Here is a 25,386-nt window from a genome sequence, read left to right as displayed (position 1 = left end):
CCGGGATGCCCCGGAAAGCGCCACCTATGCGACGGGCGAGTGATCATTGACGTACGCCGATGACTGCCCTACCTTGCGTTGATGAATGCCAGGCTGTTCGCGGCGCTCGCCGCGGTGATCCTGCTCGTCGCCGGGTGCGGCGGCAACGATGAGAAGACGCCGGGGACCGCCGGACAGCTCGACAAGGTCAACACCGGGGTGATCGCGATCGTCGACGTGGCCCCGATCTACCTGGGCAAGGAGAAGGGCTTCTTCCGCGACCGGAACATCGACCTCACGCTCACCACGGCGCAGGGCGGCGCCGCGATCGTCCCGGCGGTGATCGGCGGCGAATACCAGTTCGGCTTCAGCAACACCGTCTCGCTGCTGCTCGGCGCCGCCAAGAACCTGCCGATCAAGGTGGTCTCGAACGGCAACAACTCGACCGGCGCCGACGGCAAGGACTTCGGCAGCCTGTTCGTCAGGGCGGACAGCCCGATCACGTCGCCCAGGCAGCTGGCCGGCAAGACGGTCGCCGCGAACACCCTGAAGAACATCGTGGAGACCAGCGTGCGCGCCTCGGTGCGCGAGGACGGCGGCGACCCGGCCGCCGTCAGGTTCACCGAACTGGCCTTCCCCGACCAGGTCCCGGCCCTGCAGAAGGGCAGCGTCGACGCCATCTTCGTGGTCGAGCCGTTCCAGCAGGCGGCGATCGCGGCCGGGGCCCGCCGGATCGCGTCGCCCTACGTGGACGTCGCCCCGGACCTGACCGTGGCCATGTACTTCACCTCGCAGCAGCTGATCGCCGGCAACCCGGATCTGGTCAAGCGCTTCACCGACGCGATGAAGGAGTCTCTGGCGTACGCCGACCAGCATCCGGACGAGGTCCGTGGCGTCCTCGGCACCTATACCAAGATCGCTCCCGAGGTGCGGTCCGCGCTGGTTCTGCCCAAGTTCCCGGCCGAGGTCAACCGCGCGTCGGTGGAGACCCTGGCCGACCTGGCCGTCACCGACCACCTGCTGACCGCGAAACCGGACCTGAACGCCCTGCTGCCCTGACCGCTCGGAGCGCCGCGGAAATGCTGGATGTCCGGTCGGTGACACGCTGTCGGATGTCGTCCCAGTCATGTCGAAGCTTCTCGATGCGGCATAGCGTGCCGTCATGCGTGGAACCTTCGTAGTGCTCGCCGCCGCCGTCCTAGTGGTCGTGCCTGTCGGCGCGACTCCTGTCTCCGCCGCGCCCGAGGAATTGCCCAACCTGTCGGCGACCTTCGCCGGTAACGGCCCGGTGGCCGTCGCCGCGAACGGGGTCAAGCCGCTCATCAACCTCTACAACACCGGTCCGGTCACCGCCACGGACCTGGTCCTGACATTCGATCTCGCCGGGCTGAGCCGTGACATCACCGTGACTTCCGGGGACGCCACGTGCACCCGGACGGGCCTGCTGCTGCGGTGCCCGTTCGGCGAGGAGTTCCAGGCCTACGGCGTCTCCGAGGCCCGGCCGATACGCATCACCTCGCGCAAGGGCGCCCGGCCGGGCCCCGCCGGCCGGCTCGGGTTGTCGTTCACCGCAGCCGAGGCCGACGCCGACCCGGGGGACAACAGCACCGCCGTCGCCATCACCATCGGGGCACGCGGCCCCGACGTGACAGCGATCGTGCCGCCGGTCGGCAGTGCCGCGGCCCCGGCCGCCCCCGGCGAGCAGCTGTTCCCCATCACGCTGAAGAACAACGGCGACGTGGAGGCCATCACCACCATGCTCGTGATCCGGATGCCGGAGGGCGTCGCCCTCTGGGACCCGGGATTCGGCTGCGACTCCCGGCTCGGCACCGATGGCAACCAGTTCGACCGGCGGCCGGTCCGCTGTGCGTACGAGGCGTACATCCCGCCGGGCGGCGAGTGGGAGGTCGACGAACTCGCCGGGTCGTGGCCACGGCTGCGTGCCATGGTCGGCACGAACGCCGCCGGCCCGGCCGAGCTGCGGGGCCGGGTCGACGTCCAGATCACCGGCGGCGACCCGCGGCCCGCCGACAACCGGGTGCCGTTCTCCGTCTGGACCCAGCCCAACACGCTCGACCTCGCCGTGGCGGTGCCGCCGCTGCGCCGGGGCGCCGGCCACACCGCGGAGTTGACCTGGACGGTCACCAACCACGGCCCGTCCGACGCCACCGGCCCGATCGTCGACGTCGTCGCCCCGGCCGGCACCCGGCTGCGGCCCGCGTACGGCTGCGCGACCCCCGACGGCGGACGCACCATGACCTGCCGCTCGGATGACTGGTTCCCGCCCACGGCGTCCGGTCGCGGCACGGTGACGCGGACCGTCCTGCTGGAGGTCGGCAACGGGCCGGTCACCGGTGGCTCGGTCACCGTGCGCAACGCCGGGCCGTCCGCCGAGTCCGACCCGTCCGACAACACCGCCCCGATCGTCGCCCCCGCGGGCTGAGCGGGTGGGGATCTTCCCCGTGGCCGCCCGGCGCTGCTGTTCCGGTCCGACGGTGAGATCGACACGGTCGTCCCGGTCCGGATCGACGACGGCCTGGTGACCGCCCCCTACGCGGTGCGCGACCCGGCGAAGCCGGCCCGCCTGGAGCAGTCGGCCACGCTGCGCCGCTAGCGGGGGAGCGGCAGGTAGTAGGCGCTGAAGGTGTCCGGTTCGAAGCCCTCGGACCGGTACAGCGCCTGCGCGCTCGTGTTGTCCGGCGCGGTCTGCAGCTGGACCCCGATCGCGCCGGCCGCCCGGGCCTCGGCGGCGCAGGCACGCACCAGGGCCTGGCCGACGCCGAGGCGCCGGGCCGCCGGCGCGACGAACAGGTCGTTGAGGGTCCACACCGGTGCCATCGACAGCGAGGAGAAGGTCGGGTAGACGGTGACGAACCCGGCCGGCTCCCCGCCCGGGGTGCGGGCCAGCAGCACGATGGACTCGTCGCGCTCGTGCCGCTCCCGCAGGAACGCGAGGATGGTCTCCCGGGGCGCCGGTCGCCGATAGAAGTCGAGATATCCGGCGAACAGCGTCGCCACCTCGGGCAGGTCCTCGGTGGTGGCGCGACGTACCGTGGATGTCATGCGGGCATCATGCCCGCACCCCGATCACCACCTGATCGGCAGGGTGCGCAGCTCGTCGGTGAGCGCGCCGGCCAGGGCCGCGTGGTCGTGCAGCGACGGGTGCCAGTCGCAGCCCATCAGGTCCAGGCCCAGCGCCGTGTTGTCGTAGTAGAGCGCCCGCACCCGGTCGGTGCGCCCGGCGACGATCCGCTGGATCGAGTCGGCGAGTGCGGTGGTCCGGTAACTCAGGTCCGGATAGGTCAGCACGAAATAGGCGCCCGGACCGTAGATGCCCCGGAGCTTGTCCAGGAATCCCTGGTAGGCGGCCTGGAAGTCGGCGGCCAGGGCGGCTTCGTCGGCCCACTTCTCGCCGGGGTTCAGCGCCGTCGAGAAGTCGTTGATGCCCAGCCCGATCACCACCACCCGCGGATGCCAGGAGGGCGGCCGCCGCCACACCGTCGCGTCGACCGCCTGGAACGCCCGGTCGTAGTAGGTGCGGTAGTCGGTGCCGGGGTTGCTCCCGTTGTAGTTGCGCACCATCCCGATGCCCGACCACGCGTTCACCTGGTAGTCCGCGTGCAGCGCACGGGCGGTCCGGGCGCCGAAGGCCTGGTCGGCGTTGCTGTTGCGGGTCAGCACCCCGGCGCCGGAGCAGTCGCGGGTGGTGGACATGTCGCCGTACCCGGCGGTCCAGGAATCGCCGATGAACTCGATCTGCCGGTGCCGGGCCGCCGGGCGGCTCAGGATCCGCCCGCCGGGACCGGCGACCAGACCGCTGAACACCGCCAGGTTCCAGGGGCTTTCGGTCCGCTTGGCCAGGCGTACGGTGTGCGCGCCCCGGGCCAGCCCACCGATCCAGTGGGTGCCGCTGCCCGGGGTGACGAGTGTGATCGGCGGCCCGCCGTCCACCCGCACGTCGTAGTCGTTGACCGCGTCGTCGAGTGCCAGTCCCACGCTGGTGCCGAGGAAGCGACCCTCGAAGTAGACGCCCGGCCAGGTGAAGCCGGTGCCGCCCGGTACCGGGCCGACGCGGCCGGCGGTGTGCACCTGGGAGCGCGCCGACGTGCCCGCCGCGGGTCCGGCGGCGGTCGCCGGTCCGGCGGTCGTCGTGCCGAGGATCAGGGCGGCGCCGAGCGCGGCCAGCGCGTGCCGGGACGTACGGTTCATGTCTTCGCTCCTGGCGACTCGGGGCATCGGCCAGGATCGATTCAAGCGCTTCGACTGTCCGCTCGCAAGAGCGCTCCCACTCAGTCGGTCAGCGCGATCCGGACCGGCTGCCCCGGGCGGAGCTGGCTCGCGCGGTCCACGTCGGCGTCGAGCAGCACCGCCACCACCGGGTATCCGCCGGTGGTGGGATGGTCGGCCAGGAACACCACGGGCTCGCCGCCCGGCGGCAGCTGCACGGCGCCTCGGGCCAGGCCTTCGCTGGGGATGCCGGCGGCCGCCGGGTCGACCGGGATGACGTTGCCGGTCAGCCGCAGGCCGATCCGGTCGGACCGGGACGAGACCGTCCAGCCGTCGCGCCGCAGCGCCAGCGGGTCGGTGAGGAAATGGTCCCGGGGTCCGCGGATCGCCCGCAGCGTGACCGGGCCGCCGGGCGGGACCGGCACCGGGGCGACCTCGGTGACCGGCCAGGCCGGCGGTTCCGGGCCGATCGGCAGCAGGGTGCCCACGGCGAGGGGCTCGGGCCCGATGCCGGACAGGGTGTCGCGGCTGCGGGAGCCGAGCACGGGTGGCACGTCGACACCGCCACGGACGGCGAGATAGGTGCGCAGGCCGGTGGGCGGGGTGCCGAGCCGCAGCCGCTGGCCGGGGCGCAGGGTGAACAGTGCGTGGTGCCCGGCCGGGGTGCCGTCGACGGTGGCCGGCGCGGGTGCCCCGGCGATCGCCACCCAGACCTGGCGCAGCGCTCGCACGGTCAGGCCGCCGAGCAGGGTCTCCACGCAGGCGGCGCCCTCCGGGTTGGCGACCAGGCGGTTGGCCAGGGTGAGGGCGGCGCGGTCGGCGGCGCCCGAGCGGCCGACCCCGACGGCGGCGAAGCCGGGCCGCCCGAGGTCCTGGATCGTCGCCAGGGGGCCGGGTGCGAGGACCTCGATCACGCTGTCACCTCGAATTTCACCCGGTCGCCCGGCTGCAGGAGGGCGGGCGGTTCCCGGTCGAGGTCCCACAGCCGCGCCGAGGTGGTCCCGATCAACTGCCATCCGCCCGGCGACGGGCGGGGGTAGACCGCGCTGTACTCGCCGGCGAGCGCCACCGAACCCGCCGGCACCGAGGTGCGCGGCTCGGAACGCCGGGGCACCGCGAGGGCCGGGTCGCCGCCGACGAGATAGGCGAAGCCGGGCGCGAAACCGCCGAACGCCACCTGCCAGGTCCCGCTGGTGTGCCGCCGGACGACCTCGCCGGGGGAGAGGCCGGTCAGCTCGGACACCTCCGCCAGGTCCGGGCCGTCGTAGCGCACCACGATCCGGACGAGTCCCGCTGCCGCCGCGCCGGGGCGATCGACGCGCACCTCAGCGAGCCGGCGGCGCACCTCGGACGGATCGGTGCGGGTGTCGAGCGCGAGCAGCACGGTCCGCGCCGCCGGCGTCGCGTCGAGCAGGCCCGGCACCTGCTCCCGGCAGGCCCGGGCCAGCGCGGCGGCGGCGAGTGGCCCGGCCTCGGAGCCGAGGTCCACCAGCAGCGCCCGATCCCCGTACCGCAGCACCCTCACGGCCTCAGCCTAGGGATTGCTCAACAATTCAACAAGAGTAGGGTGCTCCCGTGGACTCCGTGCTGGCCGCCCTCGCCGCCACCCGCGTCGCCGCCACCTCATCGACCGCCGACCGGGTCGCCGGCGCGATCCGCGAGCAGATCGCTGCGGGCCGGCTGCCACCCGGGGCCCGGCTGCCCGAGCAGGCCTTCGCCGAGGCGCTGCGGGTCTCCCGCAACACCGTCCGTGAGTCGTTCGGCCAGCTGATCGGCGAGCGGATCCTGGTGCGCGAGCAGAACCGCGGGGTCTTCGTCGCCGTGCCCGGCCCCGACGACGTCCGCGACGTCTACCGGGCCCGCCGCCTGATCGAGCCGGCCGCGCTGCGCTCCGGCGACCTGGCCGGAGACCCGGCCGCCGTCGCCCGGGTCACCACCGCCGTCGAGCGGGGCCGGGCCGCTGCCGCCGCTGCCGACTGGCCCGCCGTCGCCGACGCCAACCAGGACTTCCACCGCGCCGTGGCGGCGCTGGCCGGCAGCCCCCGGCTCGATCACCAGATGGGCCTGCTGCTCGCCGAGATGCGGCTGATCTTTCACCGGATGGGCGCGGTCCGCGACTTCCACGAGCCGTACCTGCGGCAGAACACCCGGATCGCCGCCCAGCTCGCCGCCGGTCGCCGAGGTGAGGCCGCTGACGAGCTGGCGACCTATCTGGCCGCCGCCGAGCGGCAGATCGGCGCCGCGCTGCGGCGGTGACTTCCCCGCCGTACCGTGAGTCGGGTTTGATCCGGGTCAGTGGCGGTGGAGGAGGCAGAACTCGTTGCCCTCCGGATCGGCCAGGACGGTGAACGGCTCGTCGCCGGTCTGGCCCACGTCGGCTCGGGTGGCGCCGAGCGCGAGCAAGCGGGCGACCTCGGCGGACACGTCGCCGTCGGTGGCGACCAGGTCGGGGTGGTTGCGGTTCTTGGCGGACTTCCCGGCGGCGGACGGCTGGAGCCAGACGGTCAGGCCGCCGTCGGGAGGCAGCAGGTGCGCGTCGCCGTCGGGGCCGTACTCGATCTCGTAGCCGAGGGCGGCCGACCAGAACGCGGCCTGCCGGCGCACGTCGTCGACGTCCAGGGTCCACTGCGTGAAACGGCTCGTCATCAGATTCCTCCGATCGGTGGGTTGGTCATCGGCGATACCCGGGGAACGGCGGGGTGATGCCGTTTCCGGCCGGTCCGGGCGGGAATAGCAGGGCGCATGTCTGTGCATCGGCATCCCCTCGTTGACGACAGCCTCGGTCTCGCCGTTCAGGGCTACTCCTGGTTCCCCGGCCGGTGGCGCCGGTCGCCGGACCCGGACATCATGCATACGCGGCTGATGGGCAAGCACGCGGTCGGGCTGCGCGGGCCGGAGGCGGTGCGGTTCTTCTACGACGAGTCGCACGTGCGGCGGCACGGCGCTCTTCCCGAGCCGGTGCGCGGCACGCTGTTCGGGTACGGCGCCATCCACACCCTCGACGGCATCGAGCACCGCAACCGCAAGCTGATGTTCCTGGCCGGGCTCAAGGATCCGCACCGGGTCGGCCGGCTCGCCGAGCGCGCCGGGCAGGTCTGGGACAGCGCGGCCGCCGACTGGGCCACCCAGCCGCGGGTGGTTCTGTTCGACGCGACCGCCCGGGTGCTGACCAGGGCGGTCCACGACTGGGCCGAGGTGCCGCTCGACCCCGCCGACCTGGACCGGACGGCGGCGGACCTGACCGCGCTGGTCGACGGGTTCGCCACCGGCGGGCCCCGGCACTGGCGGGCGCGCCGGGCCCGCGGCCGCCTGGAACGCCGGCTGGCCGGGGTGATCGAGCAGCACCGGGCCGGCGAGCCGGACGACTCGGTGCTCGGCCTGGTGGCCCGGCACACCGAGACCGACGGGCGGCTGCTGACGCCGGAGCGTGCCGCGGTCGAGCTGCTCAACGTGCTGCGGCCGACGGTCGCGGTGTCGTGGTTCGTCACGTTCGCCGGGCACGCGCTGCACCGGTGGCCGGAGCTGCGCGACCCGCTGCGCGACGGCGACCTCGGCTACGCCGTCGCCTTCGCCCACGAGCTACGCCGCTTCTACCCGTTCGCCCCGTTCGTCGGCGGGACCGCCGTCCGGGACCTGACCTTCCAGGACGAGCACATCCCGAGCGGCTCCCTCGTGCTGCTGGACATCTACGGGCAGAACCACGACTCGCGGCTCTGGCCGGACCCGTACCGGTTCGACCCGGACCGGTTCCTCGGCCGCGAACCCGGTCGCGACGAGCTGATCCCGCAGGGTGGCGGCGATCCGCGGGAGGGGCATCGGTGCCCCGGCGAGGACGTCACCGTCGCCCTGCTGTCCACCCTGGCGATCCGGCTGGCCCGGCTCGACTACGAAGTGCCCGGCGACCAGGACCTGAGCATCTCGCTGCGCCGCATCCCGGCGCTGCCCCGCAGCCGGGTCGAGCTGCGGGTGACCGGTACCGGCGCGGCGCGGCACACCGTTTCGGCGGGGGACGGCCAGGGTAGCCAACCCGGGTGACAGACAGAACCGTTGATATCTGGGGTGCCGGGACGCCGCACGCCAAGGGCACGGTGTGGCCGGTCCGGGTCGATCAGCACCTGGACCCGGGCGTCACCGAGGAGCAGGTCGACCGCTGGGTGCACAGCGCCTGCCTGCTGTGCAGCAATGGCTGCGGCTGCGACATCGCGGTCAAGGATGGCCGGATGGTAGGGGTCCGCGGCCGGGCGAGCGACGAGGTCAACCACGGCCGGCTCGGCCCGAAGGGCCTGTACGGCAGCACCGTGTGGTCCCACGCGGCCGACCGGCTGACCCGGCCGATGATCCGCGAGGGCGGGGCCCTGGTCGAGTGCGACTGGCCGGCCGCGATGGGCCGGATCGTCGAGGTGTCGCAGCGGCTGCTGCGCGAGAAGGGACCGCTGTCGCATGGCTTCTACACCAGCGGCCAGCTGTTCCTGGAGGAGTACTACACGCTGTCGGTGATCGGCAAGGCCGGCCTCGGCACCCCGCACATGGACGGCAACACCCGGCTGTGCACGGCGACCGCCGCTGCCGCGCTCAAGGAGTCGTTCGGCGCCGACGGGCAACCCGGTTGCTACGCCGACATCGAGCATTGCGACACCATTTTTCTGTACGGCCACAACCTCGCCGAGACGCAGACCGTCCTGTGGAGCCGGGTCCTGGACCGCACCCGCGGCCCCCACCCGCCGGTGCTGGTCTGCGTCGACCCGCGCCGTACCAAGGTCGCCGAGGAGGCCGTGCGGACCGGCGGCGTGCACCTGGCCCCGCGCGTCGGTACCAACCTCGCGCTGATGAACGGTCTCACCCGCGAACTGTTCGAGCACGGCTGGGTCGACGACACGTGGGTGGCCGAGCACACCCTCGGCGTCGACGAGCTGCGGGAGGTCGTCGGCTGGTACACCCCGGAGCGGGTCGCCGAGATCTGTGGCATCGACCCGGCGGAGCTGCGCCGGGCCGCCCGGATCTTCGGTACCGGCGGGGCCGTGCTCTCCACCGTGCTGCAGGGCTTCTACCAGTCGCACCAGGCCACCGCGGCCGCCGTGGCGGTGAACAACCTGCACCTGCTGCGCGGCATGATCGGCCGGCCGGGCGCCGGCATCCTGCAGATGAACGGGCAGCCGACAGCGCAGAACAACCGGGAGTGCGGTGCCGACGGCGACCTGCCCGGATTCCGCAACTGGGACGACGAGCAGCACGTCCGGCAGCTGGCCGAGCTGTGGAACGTCGATCCGCTGAAGATTCCGCACTGGGCCGATCCGACGCACGCCATGCAGATCATCAGCTACGCCGAGGAGGGCTCGATCGGCTTCCTGTGGATCTCCGCCACCAATCCGGCGGTGTCCATGCCGGAATCCGCCCGGATCCGCCGGATCCTCGCCGGCGAGCAGTGCTTCGTGGTGGTCCAGGACCTGTTCCTGACCGAGACCGCCCGGCTCGCCGACGTGGTGCTGCCGGCCGCCGGCTGGGGTGAGAAGACCGGCACCTTCACCAACGCGGACCGCACCGTGCACCTGTCCGAGAAGGCCGTCGACCCGCCCGGCGAGGCACGCAGCGACCTGGACATCTTCCTGGCCTACGCGGACGCCATGGACTTCCGGGACGACGACGGCGCTCCGCTGGTCAAGTGGCGGACGCCGGAGGAGGCGTTCGACGCGTGGCGGGCGGCCAGCGCGGGCCGGCCGTGTGACTACAGCGGACTGACGTACGCGAAACTGCGCGGACCGACGGGCATCCGGTGGCCCGTCACCGAGGCGGCCCCGGACGGCACCGAGCGGCTCTACACCGACGCGGTCTTCCCGAGCGCCACCGAGTACTGCGAGACCTACGGCCACGACCTGCTCACCGGGGCCGCCGTCACCCAGCAGGAGCACCGGGCGCTGCGTCCGGACGGCCGGGCGTTCCTGAAGGGCGCCGACTACACGCCCGCCCACGAGCCGACCAGCGAGGAGTATCCGCTGCTCTACACGACCGGCCGGACCGTCCACCAATTCCACACCCGGACCAAGACCGGCCGCGCCGAGCCGCTGCGCCGGGCGGCCCCGGACATGTGGGTCGAGCTGTCCCCGGCCGACGCCGAACGGCTCGGGATCGCCGAGGGTGACATGGTGCGGGTCGAGTCGCCGCGTGGCTCGATCGAGGCGCCGGCCCGGATCGGGCGGGTCAAGGAGGGCGCGGTCTTCGCGCCGTTCCACTACGGCGGGGAGGACCGGCAGGCGAACGAACTCACCATGACCGTCTGGGATCCGGTCTCCAAACAGCCCTGCTTCAAGACCGCCGCGTGCCGGGTCAGCAAGGTCCGGGCTGGAGGACGACGATGAACCTGGTGACCTATCTCCGGCTGGCGCGGCACGCCGAGCAGACGTTCGCCGACTCGCTGCGCACCGTGGGGCGGGGCCACGCCAAGCATCCGGACGTGCTGTTCATCTGCCAGACCCTGGCGAAGATGAGCGACAAGCAGGCGCGGCGGCTCGCGCCGATCGTGGACCGGTACGGTTCCTCGGCGGCTTCCGGCGACGTCGAGGAACCGGAGCGGCTGCACGCGGCCGGCCTGGCCGAGGTGCGCACCGGGCCGGTCGGGCTGCTGCGCGACCTGCAGGACCTGCACGTGCTCGGCACCCTGGTGCAGACCACCTGGACGGTGGTCCTCCAGGCGGCGCGGGCGCTGCGCGACGACGAGCTGATCGAGCTGTGCCGGCACGCGTCCGGGCAGAACTCCCGGCAGCTGTCCTGGCTCAACACCCGGCTGAAAGCGGCCGCGCCGCAGTCGCTGATCGCCGCCTGACCGGCTGATCGTCACCCTGGCCACGAGGCCGGGGCGCCGCGCGGCCGGCCGGCCCCGGAAACAACGTGCCTCGGGGTGTGCCTGGGCCTTCATGTCGGCGCTCCGCCGGCCGATGTTCGGGGTCCGGGGCACTCCGTCGGGGTGAACCATTGGCGCAGGGAGCACCATGCAGCTGATTCACGCCCGCGGCTGGCGGCTCTCGCCGGTGCCTCATGTCGATGGGCAGGGTGGCTGTCACCGGCTGTACCGGGACCGGTTCTGGGTCAGCGACCGGCTCGCCGGTGAGCTGGAGGAACAACTCGCCGAGCAGGGGTTGCGGGTGGAGGACTTCACGCCGGCCGGCTTCGACTGCTGCGTCATGGTCGACCCGGGCTCGCAGATCGCCTGCCTGCGGCCGGCCGAATCGGTGGACGGCCAGGCTCATCTGCCGCTGTGCGCCGGCTGCCGGCACGGGTTGGCGTCGATGGGTGGTTTCCCGCGCCACCGTGAGATCGAGGTGGCTCGTACCGCGGTGCCGCGGCTGACCGCCATGTGGCTCAGCCTCGGCGACGACGATGGCCGGCGGGAGTTGTCGCATCACATCCGCCATCCGGTCGCCAAGATTCTCGGCTGGGCGGAGATCCTGACCGACGACGACACCGTGGATCCGGCACACGCCCGCCAGCTGAGCGTGATCTACCAGTGCGCCAGGGACCTGCAGCGGCTGCTCGACAACGTGGCCTCACCGCTGTGACCCGCGCGGTGCGGCCGGATCGGCGTGAGTCGCCTGGCGCGGTTCGAGGATGCGCCGTATGTGGGTGAGCAGTTGCTGGCTGGTGAAGGGCTTCTCGACGATGGTGACATCGGGTGGCAGGGTGCCGTTCTCGGCGAGGAAGGGTTGGGCGTAGCCGGACATGTAGAGCACCGGGGTCTCCGGGTGGATGGCCCGGATGTGGGCGGCGACCTGGTTGCCCGTCATGCCCGGCATGATGACGTCGGAGAGCAGCAGGTGGATCGGGGCGGGGTGGGTGGCCGCGGTGTGCACCGCGGCGGTGCCGTCCGCGGCGGTGAGCACGTGGTAACCGGCCCTGGTCAGGATGCGGGCGGTGACCTCGCGCAGCGCGTCCTCGTCCTCGACGAGCAGGATCGTCTGCTGGGTGGCCGGCGCCGCCGCCGACGGTCCGCCCGCGGCCCCCGGTGCGGCGGGGCTCGCACTGGTGGCGGGCAGCAGCACCGTGACGGTGGTGCCGATGCCGGGCTCGGACTGCAGTCGCACGTCGCCGCCGGCGGCCGTGGCGAGGCCGTACACGGTGGCCAGGCCGAGACCGCTGCCGGCGCCAGGTGGCTTGGTGGTGTAGAACGGCTCGAACGCTCGTTCGAGCACTTCGGGGGCCATCCCGGTGCCGGTGTCGCTGACCCGCAGCCGCACGTACCGGCCGGGCGGCAGCGTGCCCGGGACGTCGTCGCCGGTGGTCAGGTCGACGTTGGTGGTGTCGATGGACAGCGTGCCCCCGGTCGGCATCGCGTCGCGGGCGTTGACGGCCAGGTTGAGCAGGATCTGTTCGAGCTGGGACGGATCGGCGTTGACCGGCGCGGCCCGCCGGTCGAGGTCGGTGATGAGGTGGATGTGTTCGCCGAGGGTGCGGCGCAGCATCTCCTCGACGTCGCCGACGACGTGGTTGAGGTTGAGCACCTGGGCCTGGGTGATGTCGCGGCGACCGAAGACGAGCAGTTGTTTGGTCAGTCCGGCGGCTCGTTCGGCGGCGTGGGCGATCCGGCCCAGGTCGGCCCGGGCGGCGGGGTCGTCGACGGTGTCCAGCAGCAGTTCGGTGTAGCTGGAGATCACCCCGAGCAGGTTGTTGAAGTCGTGGGCGACGCCGCCGGCGAGCTGACCGAGGCTTTCCAGCCGGCGGGTGTGCTGCAGACGGCGCTCGACGGCGGCGTGTTCGGCGGCGGCCGCGAGGCGGTCCCGCTCGGCTTGGGCCTGCAGCCGTTCGGTGAGGTCGCGCACCGCGATGGAGACGATGGTCCCCTCGTCGGTTTCCAGAGCGCTGAGGCTGATCTCGGCGGGGAACTCGGTGCCGTCCTTGCGGACCGCGGTCAGTGGTATCCCGGCGCCCATCCGCTGGGGTACCGGGTCGGCGAAGTAGTCGACGCGCTGCCGGGCGGATGCTTCCCGGGTGTCCGGCGGTAGCAGCCGGTCGACGCACTGGCCGAGCAACTCCTCGCGCCGGTATCCGAACATGCCTGCCGCTTGGGCGTTGAGCAGTGTGATGGTGCCGTCCCGGGTGATTCCGAGCATCGCGTCGGGGGCCGCCTCCAGCAGTCCCCGGAACATGGCGGCGGCCCGTTGCCGTTCCGAGACGTCCCGGGAGATCGACGCGACGCCCACCACCGTGCCGTCCGGGAGGGTGATCGGCGACACGGTCAGCGCTACCGTGATGTCGGTGCCGTCCTTACGGCGGCGGGTCAGGTTCTGCCGCTCGACGCGTTCGCCCCGCATCGCGCGGGTCAGCATCGCGGCCTCGGCCTCCCGGTTCTCCGGCGGGACGATGGCGGTGCCGGGCCGGCCGACCATCTCCGCCGCGGTGTACCCGTAGAGCTGCTCCGCGGCGGAGTTCCAACTGGTGACGATGCCGTCGAGGTCGCGGCTGACGATCGCGTCGTGGGACGACTCCACGATCACGGCGAGGCGCTGCTGCGCGGCCAGGACGGTCGCGCGTCCGGCCACGGCGGCGGCCTGCGCGGCCAGCCCGGCGACGAGCGCGACGTCGTCCTCGGCGAACAACACCCGGTACCGGTTCAGCATGAGAAGTGCGCCGACGCGCCCGCCCAGCGTCATCGGCGCGGCGGTCACGAACCGGGTGCCGCTGGCCCGGGCCAGGTCGGCCGCGAGCCGGGGCGGATGGGTCCAGCCGGCCAACGCGTCCACGGTGTTCGGCGGATGGTCCAGGAGCCGGTCCAGATCCTCCGCCGGATAGGTGCCGGGGGTGCTGGGCAGCCGGGTGCCGGCCATCGGGCACACGCCACCCTCGGCGGTGGGCGACACCACCGCCACCTCGTCCGGGCCGAGCACCGTCCGCGCCCCCTCGCAGTACCGCTGCCAGGTGCGCTCCGGTGGCTCGTCGACCGGCGCGTCGAGCAACTGCCGCATCACCGCGTACGCCGCGACGGTCGACCAGTGCTGGCGCAGCCACCGCGGCGGCGCGAAGGCCAGCAGGTACATCACCGCCGACAGCAACGCCACCGCCCGGGACACCAGGGTGACCACCGAACCGGCCATCTCGCTGCCGGCGAGCAGCAGCGCCACCCCGAACGACGCGGTACCCGCGGCGGCGTACCCCAGGCGTTGGCGGGCGGCGCCGCCGCGGCGGCGCGCCTCGGCCGCGAGCAGGCCCGCGGCGGCGACCTCGACCGCGAAGAACGTGCCGACGACCACCAGCGCCGCGGCGTGCGGCATCGGCTGGGGCAGCACGGTGACCGGGACGGCGGTGGCCACCCACGCCGCGAGCGCGGCCACCAGCCCCCAGGTGGGCACCGGTCGCACCCGGCTGATCATCCGTACCACGAAGAACGGCTGGCCCAGCAGCAGCAGGGAGAACAGCACCGTGAACGGCCGGGGCGGCGAGCCCACCAACAGCTGGACCACGGTCAGCACGAACAGCATCGCCACGGCGGCGATCACCGACATCACGGCGGGCAGCAGCGGGTCTCGGTGGCGTAGGTACTGCCACGCCAGCCACAGCAGGATCAGGAAGTACAGCGCGGTGATCGCCAATGTCGCCACCATGGGAACCCCCACGCCCAAAAGCTGAAAAAGGCTGATATAGCGCCTTGTCGAGACAGCTTAGGCCGGTTCCGGGCCCACCACCGGCTCTCTGACCGCCCCGCGCCGGCCTGGGTGGGTCGGCCTCCGGTGTCCTCGGCTCAGAGCGACCTGTCGCGTACGTCGATCAGCTCCGCACGCCTCAGCGGCCCATCCGCCCGCGCAGCTCCGCGACCCCGTCGCCGGACAGGTCGGCCAGCGCGACCCGCCGCCCGGTCAGGGTCATCATGATCGCCTCCCCGGTGCCCCGGACCAGCGGCCCGTCACCCCAGCTCCACGCCACGTCGGGCGCCTCGAAGCGCAGCCCGGCCGGCCGCTGCTTCGGCACGAAGCCCACCGCCCGCCCGCCGACCAGGAAGTCCAGCGACGCGCGCAGCCGCTCCGGCTGGAGGTCGTGCGCGAGGCCGAGGGGCCGCCGGATGTCCTGCCCGTGCACCTGGAGGTCGGTGAGCTGCCCCGGATAACCCACCACCGGCGGGCGGAACGGGTGCTCCGCGTGCGCCCGCAACATGTCGGCGAGCTCACCGGCCGGGCGGACGGCCATCTGGGCGGCCAGGCGGGCGTTCGCCTTGTGCAGATTGAAGCCGCTGCGGACCAGGAGCAGCAGAGCCGACGCCCGGCTGGCGGCGACCGCCGAGACCAGGTGGCCGACCACCTCCTTGACCGTCCACGCCCCGCACAGGCTGCGTGTCCGCAGCTGCTCGGCGTTCAGCGATTCGACGAGGTCGGCCATCCGGCGCCGCTCGTCAGCGATCATTCCCCTGACATCCACAGCGGCACCCTACGCACCCGCCCCGGGGTGAGCCAACGGGCCCTTTCCGGCGAGCCAGTCGCGCACCAGCGACGAGTGCTCGCCCAGCCCGGGCGGTGGCGCCGGGCTCGCCACCGGCCCCGAGCCGTACCGGACGGGGTGCCGGATCTGCCCGTCGACCAGCGGTGCGAGGCCCAGCGCCGAGGCCCTGTCGATGGCCTGCCCGATGTCCCGTACCACCCCGGCGGCCACCCCGGCCGCGGTCAGCCGCTCCTCCCAGACCGCCGCCGGCGCTGCCGCCAGCGCCGCCTCCAGCAACGTGACGAGCGCCTCCCGATGCGCGACCCGCGACGGGTTGTCGGTGAATCGCGCGTCGCCGGCCAGCTCCGGGACGCCGAGCACCTCGCACAGCCGGGCGAACTGCCGATCGTTCCCGCAGGCGATAGCGATCGGCACGTCCGCGCATCGCAGCGTCTCGTACGGCGCTATCGACGGATGGCGGTTGCCCATCCGAGCGGGCGCCACCCCGGTCGCCAGATAGCCGGACGCCTGATTCACCAGGCCACCGAGCAGGCTGGACATCAGATCGACCTGCACGTGCTCGCCGAGCCCGGTCGCCCGCCGCCGGTGCAGCGCCGCCAGGATGCCGATCGTGGCGTCCTTCGCGGTCAGCACGTCGACCAGCGCCACCCCGACCTTCAACGGCTCACCGCCGGCCTCCCCGGTGATGCTCATCAGCCCGCCGACCGCCTGCACCAGGAAGTCGTATCCCGGCAGGCCGGCGCCGGCCCCGAACCCGGTGATCGAGCAATACACCACGCCCGGATTGACAGCGGCCACCGACTCGTAATCAAGACCGAAACCGGTCAGGTTCAGATTCTGGACGACCACATCCGCGCGCCCGGCCAGGTCCAGCGCCGTAGCCCGGTCGTCCGCGTCGGCGAAGTCCAGCGCGATGCTGTACTTGCTCCGGTTGAGCCCCTCGAAATAGGACGACGACCGGGTACCCCAGGGCGGCCCCCAGGCCCGGGTGTCGTCACCCGAGCCGGGCCGCTCGACCTTGACCACCACGGCACCCAGGTCGGCCAGCGTCATGGTGGCCAGCGGCCCGGCCAGCACCCGGCTGAAGTCCGCCACCACCAGCCCCGACAGCGCCGCGCTCACCGCACACTCATCTCAGGAACCTTTCCGGTACGGCCGCCGCGTGCCACCGTCAAGAACTCGTCAAGATCAGGATGCCAGGCGTCAAGACGGCGTCAAGAACTCCGCCGGCCCCTCCGGCCGGCGCTTGGCTCGACGTCGTGCTGAAGTGGGCGAAGCGGCTGCTGGTCGGCCGACCGTTGCGTAGTGAGCGGCTGGGCGCGACCCTGCTGCCGAAGAAGCTGGCGTTGCCGGTGTTCTGTTCCGATCCGCTGTCCTCGAACGCGTACGCCACCGAGGAGATCCTGCGGGCGTTGAGCCTGGGCGGGCTGGCGCTGTTGTTCCTGACGCCGTGGATCGCCGCTTCGGTGGCGGTGCTGCTGGCGGTGGTGGTCGCGTCCTACCGGCAGACGTGTCACGCCTATCCGACCGGCGGCGGCGCGTACGCCGTCAGCCGGGCCAACCTGGGCCGCAACGCCGCCCTCGTCGCGGCCAGCGCGTTGCTGGTCGACTACGTGCTGACCGTCGCGGTGTCGGTGGCCGCCGGGGTGGACGCGATCACCTCGGCGTTCCTGACCCTCAAGCCGGCGGCCGTGCCGGTCTGCCTGTTGTTCGTGGCGGTGCTGACGCTGATGAACCTGCGCGGGATCAGGGAGTCCGGCACGGTGTTCGCCGTTCCGACGTACGGCTTCATCGCGGTGGTCTTCCTGATGATCGCCTGGGGGCTGTGGCGTGCGGTGAGCGGGCACGCGCCGCAGGCCGAGTCCGCCTCGTTCGGTATCGCGCCGGTGCACGGCGCGACCGGGGTGGCGGTGCTGCTGCTGGCCCTGCGAGCGTTCTCCCAGGGATGTACCGCGCTGACCGGGGTGGAAGCGGTCAGCAACGGGGTGCCCAACTTCAAGGCGCCCAAGAGCCGCAACGCCGCGAGCACCATCACGATCATGGGCGGGATCACCATCGGGATGTTCGCCGGAATCACCGCGCTGGCGCTGATCGCGCACGTGCGGGTGGCCGACGATCCGACCCAGCTGGTCGGCGCCCCGGCCGGGTACGAGCAGCGCACCGCCATCGCGCAGATCGCCGCCGCGGTGTTCGGGTACGGGACGGCCGGGTTCCTACTGGTGCAGGGCTTCACCGCCGCCGTTCTGATCCTGGCGGCGAACACCGCGTTCAACGGCTTCCCGATCCTGGCCTCGATCCTGGGCCGCGACGGCTATCTGCCCAAGCAGTTCGCCCGCCGCGGCGACCGCCTGGTCTTCAGCAACGGCATCGTCATCCTGGCCGCGCTGGCCGGGCTGCTGATCTGGGTGTTCGACGCGTCCACCAGCCGGCTGATCCAGCTGTACATCATCGGCGTGTTCGTGTCCTTCACTCTCAGCCAGACCGGGATGGTCCGGCACTGGACCACCGCCCTGCGGGTCACCCGGGACCCGGCCATCCGCCGGCGGCTGCATCGCTCCCGGGCGATCAACGGGATGGGTGCCGTGCTGACCGGGGTGGTTCTCGTCGTCGTACTGATCACGAAGTTCACCCACGGCGCGTACCTGGTGGTGATCGCCATGCCGGCGATCTTCGGCTTGATGAAGGCGATCGAGCAGCACTACCGGCGGGTCGGGGCCGAGCTGACGCCGGAGCCAGGTGGCATGGTGCTGCCGTCCCGCATCCACGCCGTGGTGCTGGTGTCCCGGCTGCACAAGCCGACCCTGCGGGCGCTGGCCTACGCCCGGGCCACCCGGCCGGACACGCTCACCGCGCTGACCGTGGCGGGCAGCGCCGAGGAGGTTCGCGGGCTGCAGGCCGAGTGGGCCGAGCGCGGTATCCCGGTCTCGCTCACCGAGCTGGCCGCGCCCTACCGGGACATCACCGGTCCGGTCCTGGAGTACGTCGCGGACCTGCGCCTGCGGCACCCCCGGGACCTGGTGGTGATCTACCTGCCGGAGTACGTGGTCGGGCACTGGTGGGAACACCTGCTGCACAACCAGAGCGCGTTGCGGCTCAAGGCCCGGCTGCTGTTCCAGCGCGGCGTCATGGTCACCAGCGTGCCGTGGCAACTGAGCTCCAGTCGCGCCGGCGAGCGCACACCGCCGCGGCCGCCGGAACCGGCCGCGGTGGGTGGCCGTATAACGGACACGTGAGCATGGGGCCGCGCAGGATCTGGCTCGGCGTGGCCGTCGGCGGCGCCGGGCTGGCGGCGTGCACTCTCGCGCTGGCCCCGCGCCGCGATGCCGTGTCGCTCGCCGGGGTGGCCCTGCTCTACCTGATTCCGGTGGTGGCGACCGCCGCGGTGGGCGGATTGTGGCCGGCGCTGGCCGCGGTGGCCGGCGCCGATCTGCTGGTCAACTTCTTCTTCATCCCGCCGTACCACACGTTCCTGGTGGAGACCCGCGACCACGCCATCGTCCTGGCCGTGTACGTGCTGGTGGCCACCGCCGTCGCCGCCGCCGTCGAGGTGGCCGCCCGGCAGCGCGCCCGCGCCGCCCGCCGCGACGCCGAGGTCGCGCTGCTGGCCCAGGCGACCGCCGAGCCGGTGGCCGAGCAGTCGCTGACCCGGCTGCTGACCCAGGTCCGCGACACGTTCGCGATGACCGCCGTCGCGCTGCTGGAGAGCAGCCCCACCGGCGAGCACCCGGTGGCCGTCGTCGGCGCGCCACCGCCCGGCCGGCCCGCGCTGTCCGCCCGCGCCGGTGACGGTTTGCGGCTGGCCGCGTGGGGACCGGAGCTGATCGGCGAGGACCGGCGGACGCTGGCCCGGCTCGCGGCCGCCGCCGCCCGCACGCTGGAGGCGCAACGGCTGGCCGACCAGGCGGCCCGGGTCCGGGAGCTGGCCGAAGTGGACCGGGTCCGGTCCGCGCTGCTCGCCGCCGTCGGCCACGACCTGCGCACCCCGCTGGCCGGGGTCAAGGCCGCCGTGTCCAGCCTGCGCCAACCCGGCCTGGACCTGCCGCCCGAGGCCCGGGCCGACCTGCTGGCCACCATCGAGGAGTCCACCGACCGGCTCGACGCGCTCGTGGAGAACCTGCTGTCGATGAGCCGCCTGCAGGCCGGCATGCTCAGCGTCCACCTGGAGCCGGTCGCCCTGGACGCCGTGGTCGCCCAGGCCCTGCTGCACCAGCCCGACGGCGATAACCGCGTGGAACTCGACGTCCCCGACGAACTGCCGCTCGTACGCACCGACCCCGGCCTGCTCGAACGGGTCCTGGCGAACCTGATCGCCAACGCCCGCGCCGCCAGTCCGCCACGGCAGCCGATCCGGATCGACGCCGTCGCCACCGACCGGCGCGTGCGGCTGCGGGTGATCGACAACGGGCCCGGCGTCCCGGCTGCCGACCGGGAACGCATCTTCGCCCCCTTCCAGCGCCTGCACGACCGCGGCCACGGCGGCCTCGGGCTGGGTCTCGCCATCGCCCGCGGCTTCACCGAGGCCATCGGCGCCACACTGGACCCGGGCGACACCCCCGGCGGAGGCCTCACCATGACCGTCACTCTGCCCCGGAGCGACTCGTGACCCGGGTTCTGGTCGTCGACGACGACCCGCAACTCCTCCGGGCACTGCGGATCACCCTGACCGCCAGCGGCTATCAGGTCGCCACCGCGCCGGACGCCACCACCGCACTCACCCTCGCCGGCCGTACCTCACCCGACCTGGTCATCCTCGACCTCGGCCTGCCCGATCTGGACGGCGTCGCGGTGATCGAGGCGCTGCGCGGCTGGTCACCCGTCCCGATCATCGTGCTGTCCGCCCGGCACCACGAACTCGGCAAGGTCGACGCCCTCGACGCCGGCGCCGACGACTACGTCACCAAACCGTTCGGCATGCCGGAACTGCTCGCCCGGGTGCGCGCCGCGCTGCGCCGCGCCACCCCGGGCGCCGACACCGCACCGGTGGTGCACACCGAGGCGTTCACCGTCGACCTGTCCGCCAAGCGGGTCACCACGGCGGCCGGCGACGTCCGGCTGACTCCTACCGAATGGCACCTGCTGGAGATCCTGGTCCGCGAACCGGGCCGGTTGATCACCCAGAAGCAGCTGCTGCACCAGGTGTGGGGGCCCGGTTACGACACCGAGACCAACTACCTGCGCGTCCACCTGGCCAACCTGCGCCGCAAGCTGGAACCGGACCCGGCCCGCCCCCGTTACCTCATCACCGAACCGGGTCTCGGCTACCGCTTCACCGCAGCGTCGTGATCGCTGCCATCACCTCCGCGGTGAGTGATCCGCGGTCCGCCGCCGCCACGCACTCGGCGAGTTCGGTGCGGTTCTTCACGCCCAGCACCACCGTCGCCACCCCGGGAACGCTCAGCGCGTACCGATGAGCGAGCGCCGCCGGTGACTCGCCCAGGTCCGCGGCCAGCTTGCGGAACGCCTCGGCCCGGACGAACTCGGTGGCCACCGGATCGTCCGCCGGGAGCACCCGGTCCAGCGCCGAGGTCAGCGCGCCCGCCGCGACGGCGCGGATGCCGATCACCGCGACGTCGTGGGCGTTCGCCGACCGGGTGATCGCCTCGTGGGCCGGTGGCGTGCCGTGGAACGCCGTGGTGCCGCCGTCGAAGCCGAGCGCGTTGACGATCACCTGCGCCGCGTCCGGTCGCGGCGTCTCGCGCAGCGCCGCGAGTACGGTGTCCGGATGCGCGACGGCGGTGATGCCCCAGCCACGTACCAGGCCCTCGGCGCGCAGCCGCTCGAACTCCGGCACCACCCGCTCCCGATACGTACGCCAGGCGGTGACCCACGGTTTCGGTGGCACCGCGTCGTCCGGGCGCAGGTGGGTGTGCAGCAGGACCAGGTCCAGGTGATCGCGGTGCAGCCGGGCGAGACTGTCCCGCAGGCTGCGCCGGATCCGCCCGGCGATGTCGCCCTCCTCGTCGTCGGGCAGCTGCACCTTCGAGGTGATCAGCACGTCCGGCGCCGGTCGCCGGCGCAGCGCCGCACCCACCACCCGCTCGGCCTGCGCGCCGGCGCCGTAACTGGGCGCCAGATCGAGCATGGTGATCCCCTCGTCGATCGCCGCGTACACCGTCGCCGTCGCCTCGGCCCGATCAGTGCCACCCCACACCCCGCCGATCCCGCCACCGCCGAGCGTGAGCGCGCTGATCCGGCCGAGCCGTCCGAACTCCCGATACTCCACGATCATTCCCCCAGATCCCGGTCTCGGGATCGACCGTAGGAGCTGGAGCGCGCTCCAGATCAAGCCGCTGTCGTGCCGAGGCGTGAGCGAAACCCTCTACGGTACGGGCCGATCACCGAGCCCGGGGTGTGGCTGGAGGCGCTGCGGGGAGGGCCGCTGCCGCTGGCGGAGCAGGCGACGGCGCAGCAATCGGGTCAGGCGATCGGCTCCGGGGCGAGCCGCACCATGGTGGCGGGCCCGGCCCGGAAGGCACGGTTGGCGAGGTCGGCCTCCCGCATGTGCGGTGCGGCGTCGTGTGCTCGCAGCGCCTCGGCCGACGCCCATTCCTCGATCAGCACGAAGCGGTCCGGGTCGCCCTCGACGGCGTGCATGTCATAGCGCAGGCAGCCGGGTTCGGCGCGGACCACGGGTGCCAGCGCGGTGAACGCGGCCGCCTGCTCGGCGCCTCGTCCGGGTCGGGTCTCGATGAGCACGATGGCTCGCAGTGGATGCGACATGCGACCGAGCCTAGGAAAGATCATCACGGCCGCCACCCATTACTCAGCCGGTGGACCGTCGCAAACGGCACGCCACCACCCGGGCTGCCGGCGCCCGCCGTCAGGCCCGCAAGGACAACCGCTGACCGTTGCGGGCCGGGTGCTCTCGATCAGTCACGGATCGACCATATTCAGGTTTAATGTGGTCATGCCCCGCCCGCGCAGCTTGATGCGTTCGCTTGCGGCCAAGTGGCGATCCGGTGACGGTGAGCGTTGGCACAATGGCATGCGGACGAGTCTGGAACGTATCGGTGCCGTCGCCGGCGGGCTTCTCGTCTTCGGTACCGTTGCCGGTCTGCTGGACGTCACCGGCTGGGCGGCTCTCGTGCTTGTCCTGCTGGGTGGCGGCGGTTTCGCCGTCGCGGTCGGCCGGTGGAGATCCTCCTCCCTGCATGCCTTCGCCGGTGCAGTCGTGGCCTTCGTCTGTCTGATCGGGATCGGCTTCCTCAAGGTCAGCGACAAACCTGGGCTTGGGTTCGATGGCTCGCCGCTGGACGTCGCGGTCTCGGCTTCGGCGCACAACTGCGGAACCGGCTGGGTCTTCCCGGTCGCGCCGGACAAGCTCACAACGGTGGACGAGGATGACCCATGGGAGTGGGCCAAGAAGCTCGGCGGAGTTCCAGCGCGAGCCTTGCCCATCACGCTGACCGTGGATACCGAGGGCAAGGACAAGGTCACCCTTCACGATCTCCGGGTCGTCGGGGTGAAACGGTCGGCTCCGGCCACCGGGACGCATGTCGCCTTCGCCTGTGGGGGCGACACCGTCTATCGCTGGATGGGCGTCGACCTCGACGCCGATCCACCCCAACGCACTTTCAAGGTGCAAGAGGCCTTTGCGGAGGAGTATCCACCCGCGGAGCGGAAGCCGATTGCCTTTCCGTACGTGGTGTCCAGTTCCGACCCGGAGAGCTTCCTCATTGCGACTACCACCTCGCGATACAGCGTCGAGTTCTATCTGGAGATCGACTGGGCCCTGCACGGACGGACAGGCACGATGCGGATCGACGACAACGGCTCGCCGTTCCGGGTGCGGGCGGTGTCCCCGGGAACGCCCGACTGTATCTATGTATCGGATGAGAAGCCCTTCGGTGACTCCTCGGATCGTTGTCCGGAGATGCGTTAGCCGGTCGTGGCGCGGTGGCGGCCCGGGGTGGTGCCGACGACGGCGGTGAAGGCGGCGATGAAGTGGCTCGGGTTGGACCAGCCGCAGGCCCGGGCCACCCGGGTCGTGTCGTGCCCCTCGGCCAGCAGCACGAGCGCGTGGGCGATCCGCAACTGGGTGCGCCACTCGTAGAACGTCATGCCGAGTTCGTCGTGAAAAAGCCGGCTGAGGGTACGCGCACCCGCGCCCACCCGCTGCCCGAGCGCCGCGAGCGAGCTGGTGTCCGCCGGATCGTCGTCGAGGATGCGGGCCACCGCCCGGAGCCGGTCGTCGCGGGGTTCGGGAAGCCGGGTGGGCTGTTCCGGCGCCTCGCGGAGCTCGTCGACCAGGACCCGGTGCAGGCGGGCGCGGGCACCGCCGTCGAGCTGCCGGGTGCCGGTGAGGGTGAGCAGCACCTCGCGGGCCAGGCCGGAGGCGAGCAGCACCGCCGGGTGGGCGGGGGCGAGCCGGGCCAGCGACGGCGGCAGGAAGACGATCCGCAGGTCGGTGTCGCCGTGCGCGCGATGGTGGTGGACGGCGCCGGCCGGGAGCCACGCTGCCCGGTTCGCCGGGACGATCAGGGTGCCGCGTGCGGTGTGGACGGACAGGACGCCGCTCGCCGCGTACAGGAAATGTCCTCTCCGGTGGGAATGCGCCTCGCCGGTGTCGCCGGAGGACCAGAGGTGCACGCCGCCGGACGGCCAGATCCGGGATTGGCGGGCTACGGGCATGACTTGGCAATCTACCGGTGGGCGGCCGGGCGCCGGCGGGCGGATGGTTCGGGGCATGACGACGATGCGAGCGGTGGTGTGTGTCCGGGCCGGTGGGCCCGAGGTGCTGGCGGTCCGGGAGCTGCCGGTCCCGGCGGTGCGCGAGGGCTGGAGCCTGGTGCGGGTGTGGGGCGCCGGCCTCAACCGGTCGGAGCTGCGGACGCGGCAGGGGCACTCGCCGGGCGTACGGTTCCCGCGGGTGCTGGGGATCGAGTGCGTGGGCGAGGTGGCGGCGTCGACCGATCCGGCGCTGCCCGAGGGCACCACGGTCGCCGCCGTGATGGGTGAGATGGGCCGGCGGTTCGACGGTGGGTACGCCGAGTACGCCCTGCTGCCGAACCCGCTGCTCATGCCGGTGACCACCACGCTGCCCCGGGAGGTGCTCGCCGCGCTGCCGGAGACCTATCTGACCGCGCGGGGTGCCGTCGACGCCCTCGGTGTCCGGGCCGGTGACCGGCTGCTGATCCGCGGCGGCACGTCGTCGGTGGGGCTGGCCGCCGCCTCGATCGCCCGCGGTCTCGGTGCCGAGGTGGCGGCCACCACTCGCCGGGCCGCCAAGGCGGCGGCGCTGACCGCGGCCGGCGTCGGTCACGTGCTGCTCGACGTGGGCCGGGACATGCCGTGGACGGCGGGCCCGAGCCACGTGCTGGACCTGGTCGGGGCGGACACGGTGGCCGACTCGCTGCGGCTGGTCGAGCGTGGCGGGACCGTCTGCGTGGCGGGTTCGCTCAGCGGCTGGCTGCTCCGCGACTTCGAACCGATCGCGATGATCCCGTCCGGTACCCGGCTGACCGCCTTCCACAGCGACGACGCGAAGGGCAGCACGGCCACCCTGCAGCGGGTCATCGACGAGGTCGAGGCCGGCGCCTACCGGCCCAACCTCGACCGGGTCGTCGCCCTGGACGAGCTCGCCGCGGCGCACGCATACATGGAGGCCGATCGAGCCGCCGGCAAACTGGTGATGCTGCCATGACCCGGGTAAACGCGGGTAATCGGTTTCGTCCACCTTTGAGGGATTGATGGCGGCTAGCGGGGCTTCTAGCGTGGCACGGGTTGTCGACGTGAGAGGCATGAATTTTGACCCGCTCCACAGGT

The 25,386-nt window shown here is 72.5% G+C and carries 23 protein-coding genes; 12 read left to right on the top strand and 11 right to left on the bottom strand.

Annotated features, from left to right (window positions below; translation table 11 throughout):
- The first annotated feature begins 81 nt into the window (after positions 1-81).
- Both Actob_RS25260 and Actob_RS25255 read left to right on the top strand, forming a co-directional pair.
- Positions 82-1,038 carry an ABC transporter substrate-binding protein gene (locus Actob_RS25260; RefSeq protein WP_284914294.1) on the top strand — a complete coding sequence of 319 codons (957 nt, stop codon included), beginning with the start codon at positions 82-84 and terminating at the stop codon, positions 1,036-1,038.
- Positions 1,039-1,141: 103 nt separating this feature from the next.
- Positions 1,142-2,422: a hypothetical protein gene (locus tag Actob_RS25255; RefSeq protein WP_284914293.1), complete on the top strand. Its 1,281-nt coding sequence runs from the start codon at positions 1,142-1,144 to the stop codon at positions 2,420-2,422.
- A 167-nt stretch (positions 2,423-2,589) separates the two neighbouring features.
- Here Actob_RS25255 and Actob_RS25250 read toward each other — a convergent pair whose 3' ends face one another.
- The 4 genes from Actob_RS25250 to Actob_RS25235 all read right to left on the bottom strand — a co-directional run bounded on the left by Actob_RS25250 (position 2,590) and on the right by Actob_RS25235 (position 5,731).
- Positions 2,590-3,042 (bottom strand): GNAT family N-acetyltransferase, encoded by a 453-nt coding sequence (locus Actob_RS25250; protein WP_284914292.1) that lies wholly within the window; start codon positions 3,040-3,042, stop codon positions 2,590-2,592.
- 24 nt (positions 3,043-3,066) lie between these two features.
- Positions 3,067-4,188, bottom strand: a complete 1,122-nt coding sequence (locus Actob_RS25245; RefSeq protein ID WP_284914291.1) for an SGNH/GDSL hydrolase family protein — start codon at positions 4,186-4,188, stop codon at positions 3,067-3,069.
- Between the two features lie 80 nt (positions 4,189-4,268).
- A complete protein-coding gene (locus Actob_RS25240; protein ID WP_407653391.1) occupies positions 4,269-5,222 on the bottom strand; it encodes a 5-oxoprolinase subunit C family protein in 954 nt (317 codons plus the stop codon).
- The gene (locus tag Actob_RS25235) at positions 5,117-5,731 is read right to left on the bottom strand and encodes a 5-oxoprolinase subunit B family protein (protein ID WP_284914289.1); all 615 of its coding nucleotides are present in this window, start codon (positions 5,729-5,731) and stop codon (positions 5,117-5,119) included. Before Actob_RS25235 ends, Actob_RS25240 begins: the two co-directional genes overlap by 106 nt.
- Positions 5,732-5,781: 50 nt before the next feature.
- Between Actob_RS25235 and Actob_RS25230 the strand changes: the two genes are divergently transcribed.
- A complete protein-coding gene (locus tag Actob_RS25230; protein ID WP_284914288.1) occupies positions 5,782-6,462 on the top strand; it encodes a GntR family transcriptional regulator in 681 nt (226 codons plus the stop codon).
- Positions 6,463-6,498: 36 nt separating this feature from the next.
- Here Actob_RS25230 and Actob_RS25225 read toward each other — a convergent pair whose 3' ends face one another.
- Positions 6,499-6,852 carry a VOC family protein gene (locus Actob_RS25225; RefSeq protein WP_284914287.1) on the bottom strand — a complete coding sequence of 118 codons (354 nt, stop codon included), beginning with the start codon at positions 6,850-6,852 and terminating at the stop codon, positions 6,499-6,501.
- Positions 6,853-6,948: 96 nt separating this feature from the next.
- Between Actob_RS25225 and Actob_RS25220 the strand changes: the two genes are divergently transcribed.
- From Actob_RS25220 to Actob_RS25205, 4 genes are all read left to right on the top strand, one after another.
- Positions 6,949-8,241, top strand: coding sequence for a cytochrome P450 (locus tag Actob_RS25220; RefSeq protein WP_284914286.1), 1,293 nt, complete (start codon positions 6,949-6,951; stop codon positions 8,239-8,241).
- On the top strand, positions 8,238-10,559 hold the full coding sequence (locus Actob_RS25215; protein WP_284914285.1) for a molybdopterin oxidoreductase family protein: 2,322 nt from the start codon (positions 8,238-8,240) through the stop codon (positions 10,557-10,559). Before Actob_RS25220 ends, Actob_RS25215 begins: the two co-directional genes overlap by 4 nt.
- Positions 10,556-11,023: a hypothetical protein gene (locus Actob_RS25210; protein ID WP_284914284.1), complete on the top strand. Its 468-nt coding sequence runs from the start codon at positions 10,556-10,558 to the stop codon at positions 11,021-11,023. Before Actob_RS25215 ends, Actob_RS25210 begins: the two co-directional genes overlap by 4 nt.
- Before the next feature lie 166 nt (positions 11,024-11,189).
- On the top strand, positions 11,190-11,756 hold the full coding sequence (locus tag Actob_RS25205) for a histidine kinase dimerization/phospho-acceptor domain-containing protein (protein WP_284914283.1): 567 nt from the start codon (positions 11,190-11,192) through the stop codon (positions 11,754-11,756).
- Here the strand turns inward: Actob_RS25205 and Actob_RS25200 are convergent.
- From Actob_RS25200 to Actob_RS25190, 3 genes are all read right to left on the bottom strand, one after another.
- A complete protein-coding gene (locus tag Actob_RS25200; protein WP_284914282.1) occupies positions 11,745-14,804 on the bottom strand; it encodes a hybrid sensor histidine kinase/response regulator in 3,060 nt (1,019 codons plus the stop codon). The two genes, Actob_RS25205 and Actob_RS25200, sit on opposite strands and share 12 nt — an antisense overlap.
- 166 nt (positions 14,805-14,970) lie before the next feature.
- A complete protein-coding gene (locus Actob_RS25195) occupies positions 14,971-15,600 on the bottom strand; it encodes a maleylpyruvate isomerase family mycothiol-dependent enzyme (RefSeq protein WP_284914281.1) in 630 nt (209 codons plus the stop codon).
- Positions 15,601-15,609: 9 nt separating this feature from the next.
- Entirely contained in the window at positions 15,610-16,743 is a 1,134-nt protein-coding gene (locus tag Actob_RS25190; RefSeq protein ID WP_284914280.1) for a CaiB/BaiF CoA transferase family protein, read from the bottom strand.
- 137 nt (positions 16,744-16,880) lie between these two features.
- Between Actob_RS25190 and Actob_RS25185 the strand changes: the two genes are divergently transcribed.
- From Actob_RS25185 to Actob_RS25175, 3 genes are read left to right on the top strand one after another with little or no spacing between them, the layout of a single operon-like run.
- Positions 16,881-18,854, top strand: coding sequence for an APC family permease (locus Actob_RS25185; RefSeq protein WP_284914279.1), 1,974 nt, complete (start codon positions 16,881-16,883; stop codon positions 18,852-18,854).
- Between the two features lie 2 nt (positions 18,855-18,856).
- Entirely contained in the window at positions 18,857-20,224 is a 1,368-nt protein-coding gene (locus Actob_RS25180; RefSeq protein ID WP_284922383.1) for a sensor histidine kinase, read from the top strand.
- Positions 20,221-20,904, top strand: coding sequence for a response regulator (locus Actob_RS25175; RefSeq protein WP_284914278.1), 684 nt, complete (start codon positions 20,221-20,223; stop codon positions 20,902-20,904). The genes Actob_RS25180 and Actob_RS25175 overlap by 4 nt, the downstream gene beginning before the upstream one ends.
- Here the strand turns inward: Actob_RS25175 and Actob_RS25170 are convergent.
- A complete protein-coding gene (locus Actob_RS25170; RefSeq protein WP_284914277.1) occupies positions 20,888-21,850 on the bottom strand; it encodes an aldo/keto reductase in 963 nt (320 codons plus the stop codon). The genes Actob_RS25175 and Actob_RS25170 overlap by 17 nt on opposite strands.
- 188 nt (positions 21,851-22,038) lie before the next feature.
- Positions 22,039-22,341: a putative quinol monooxygenase gene (locus tag Actob_RS25165; protein WP_284914276.1), complete on the bottom strand. Its 303-nt coding sequence runs from the start codon at positions 22,339-22,341 to the stop codon at positions 22,039-22,041.
- A gap of 187 nt (positions 22,342-22,528) precedes the next feature.
- Here Actob_RS25165 and Actob_RS25160 point away from each other — a divergent pair, with 187 nt between their 5' ends.
- Complete coding sequence (locus tag Actob_RS25160; protein WP_284914275.1) at positions 22,529-23,503, top strand: hypothetical protein; 975 nt, start codon at positions 22,529-22,531, stop codon at positions 23,501-23,503.
- Here the strand turns inward: Actob_RS25160 and Actob_RS25155 are convergent.
- Complete coding sequence (locus Actob_RS25155; RefSeq protein WP_284914274.1) at positions 23,500-24,252, bottom strand: AraC family transcriptional regulator; 753 nt, start codon at positions 24,250-24,252, stop codon at positions 23,500-23,502. The genes Actob_RS25160 and Actob_RS25155 overlap by 4 nt on opposite strands.
- A 55-nt stretch (positions 24,253-24,307) precedes the next feature.
- On the opposite strand from Actob_RS25155, the gene Actob_RS25150 reads away from it, so the two are divergent.
- The gene (locus Actob_RS25150) at positions 24,308-25,264 is read left to right on the top strand and encodes a zinc-binding dehydrogenase (RefSeq protein ID WP_284914273.1); all 957 of its coding nucleotides are present in this window, start codon (positions 24,308-24,310) and stop codon (positions 25,262-25,264) included.
- Positions 25,265-25,386 lie beyond the last annotated feature (122 nt).

The organism is Actinoplanes oblitus (assembly GCF_030252345.1).
GTDB classification, from domain to species: domain Bacteria; phylum Actinomycetota; class Actinomycetes; order Mycobacteriales; family Micromonosporaceae; genus Actinoplanes; species Actinoplanes oblitus.
This window is presented reverse-complemented; position numbering and strand designations above follow the sequence as displayed.

What these genes read in the sequence shown, in the direction of transcription:
- Actob_RS25260 (WP_284914294.1), top strand. Translation starts at nt 82, where the DNA reads ATGAATGCCAGGCTGTTCGCGGCGCTCGCCGCGGTGATCCTGCTCGTC.
- Actob_RS25255 (WP_284914293.1), top strand. Translation starts at nt 1,142, where the DNA reads ATGCGTGGAACCTTCGTAGTGCTCGCCGCCGCCGTCCTAGTGGTCGTG.
- Actob_RS25250 (WP_284914292.1), bottom strand. Translation starts at nt 3,042, where the DNA reads ATGACATCCACGGTACGTCGCGCCACCACCGAGGACCTGCCCGAGGTG.
- Actob_RS25245 (WP_284914291.1), bottom strand. Translation starts at nt 4,188, where the DNA reads ATGAACCGTACGTCCCGGCACGCGCTGGCCGCGCTCGGCGCCGCCCTG.
- Actob_RS25240 (WP_407653391.1), bottom strand. Translation starts at nt 5,222, where the DNA reads ATGGCAGTTGATCGGGACCACCTCGGCGCGGCTGTGGGACCTCGACCG.
- Actob_RS25225 (WP_284914287.1), bottom strand. Translation starts at nt 6,852, where the DNA reads ATGACGAGCCGTTTCACGCAGTGGACCCTGGACGTCGACGACGTGCGC.
- Actob_RS25220 (WP_284914286.1), top strand. Translation starts at nt 6,949, where the DNA reads ATGTCTGTGCATCGGCATCCCCTCGTTGACGACAGCCTCGGTCTCGCC.
- Actob_RS25210 (WP_284914284.1), top strand. Translation starts at nt 10,556, where the DNA reads ATGAACCTGGTGACCTATCTCCGGCTGGCGCGGCACGCCGAGCAGACG.
- Actob_RS25205 (WP_284914283.1), top strand. Translation starts at nt 11,190, where the DNA reads ATGCAGCTGATTCACGCCCGCGGCTGGCGGCTCTCGCCGGTGCCTCAT.
- Actob_RS25180 (WP_284922383.1), top strand. Translation starts at nt 18,857, where the DNA reads ATGGGGCCGCGCAGGATCTGGCTCGGCGTGGCCGTCGGCGGCGCCGGG.
- Actob_RS25170 (WP_284914277.1), bottom strand. Translation starts at nt 21,850, where the DNA reads ATGATCGTGGAGTATCGGGAGTTCGGACGGCTCGGCCGGATCAGCGCG.
- Actob_RS25165 (WP_284914276.1), bottom strand. Translation starts at nt 22,341, where the DNA reads ATGTCGCATCCACTGCGAGCCATCGTGCTCATCGAGACCCGACCCGGA.
- Actob_RS25160 (WP_284914275.1), top strand. Translation starts at nt 22,529, where the DNA reads ATGCCCCGCCCGCGCAGCTTGATGCGTTCGCTTGCGGCCAAGTGGCGA.
- Actob_RS25155 (WP_284914274.1), bottom strand. Translation starts at nt 24,252, where the DNA reads ATGCCCGTAGCCCGCCAATCCCGGATCTGGCCGTCCGGCGGCGTGCAC.
- Actob_RS25150 (WP_284914273.1), top strand. Translation starts at nt 24,308, where the DNA reads ATGACGACGATGCGAGCGGTGGTGTGTGTCCGGGCCGGTGGGCCCGAG.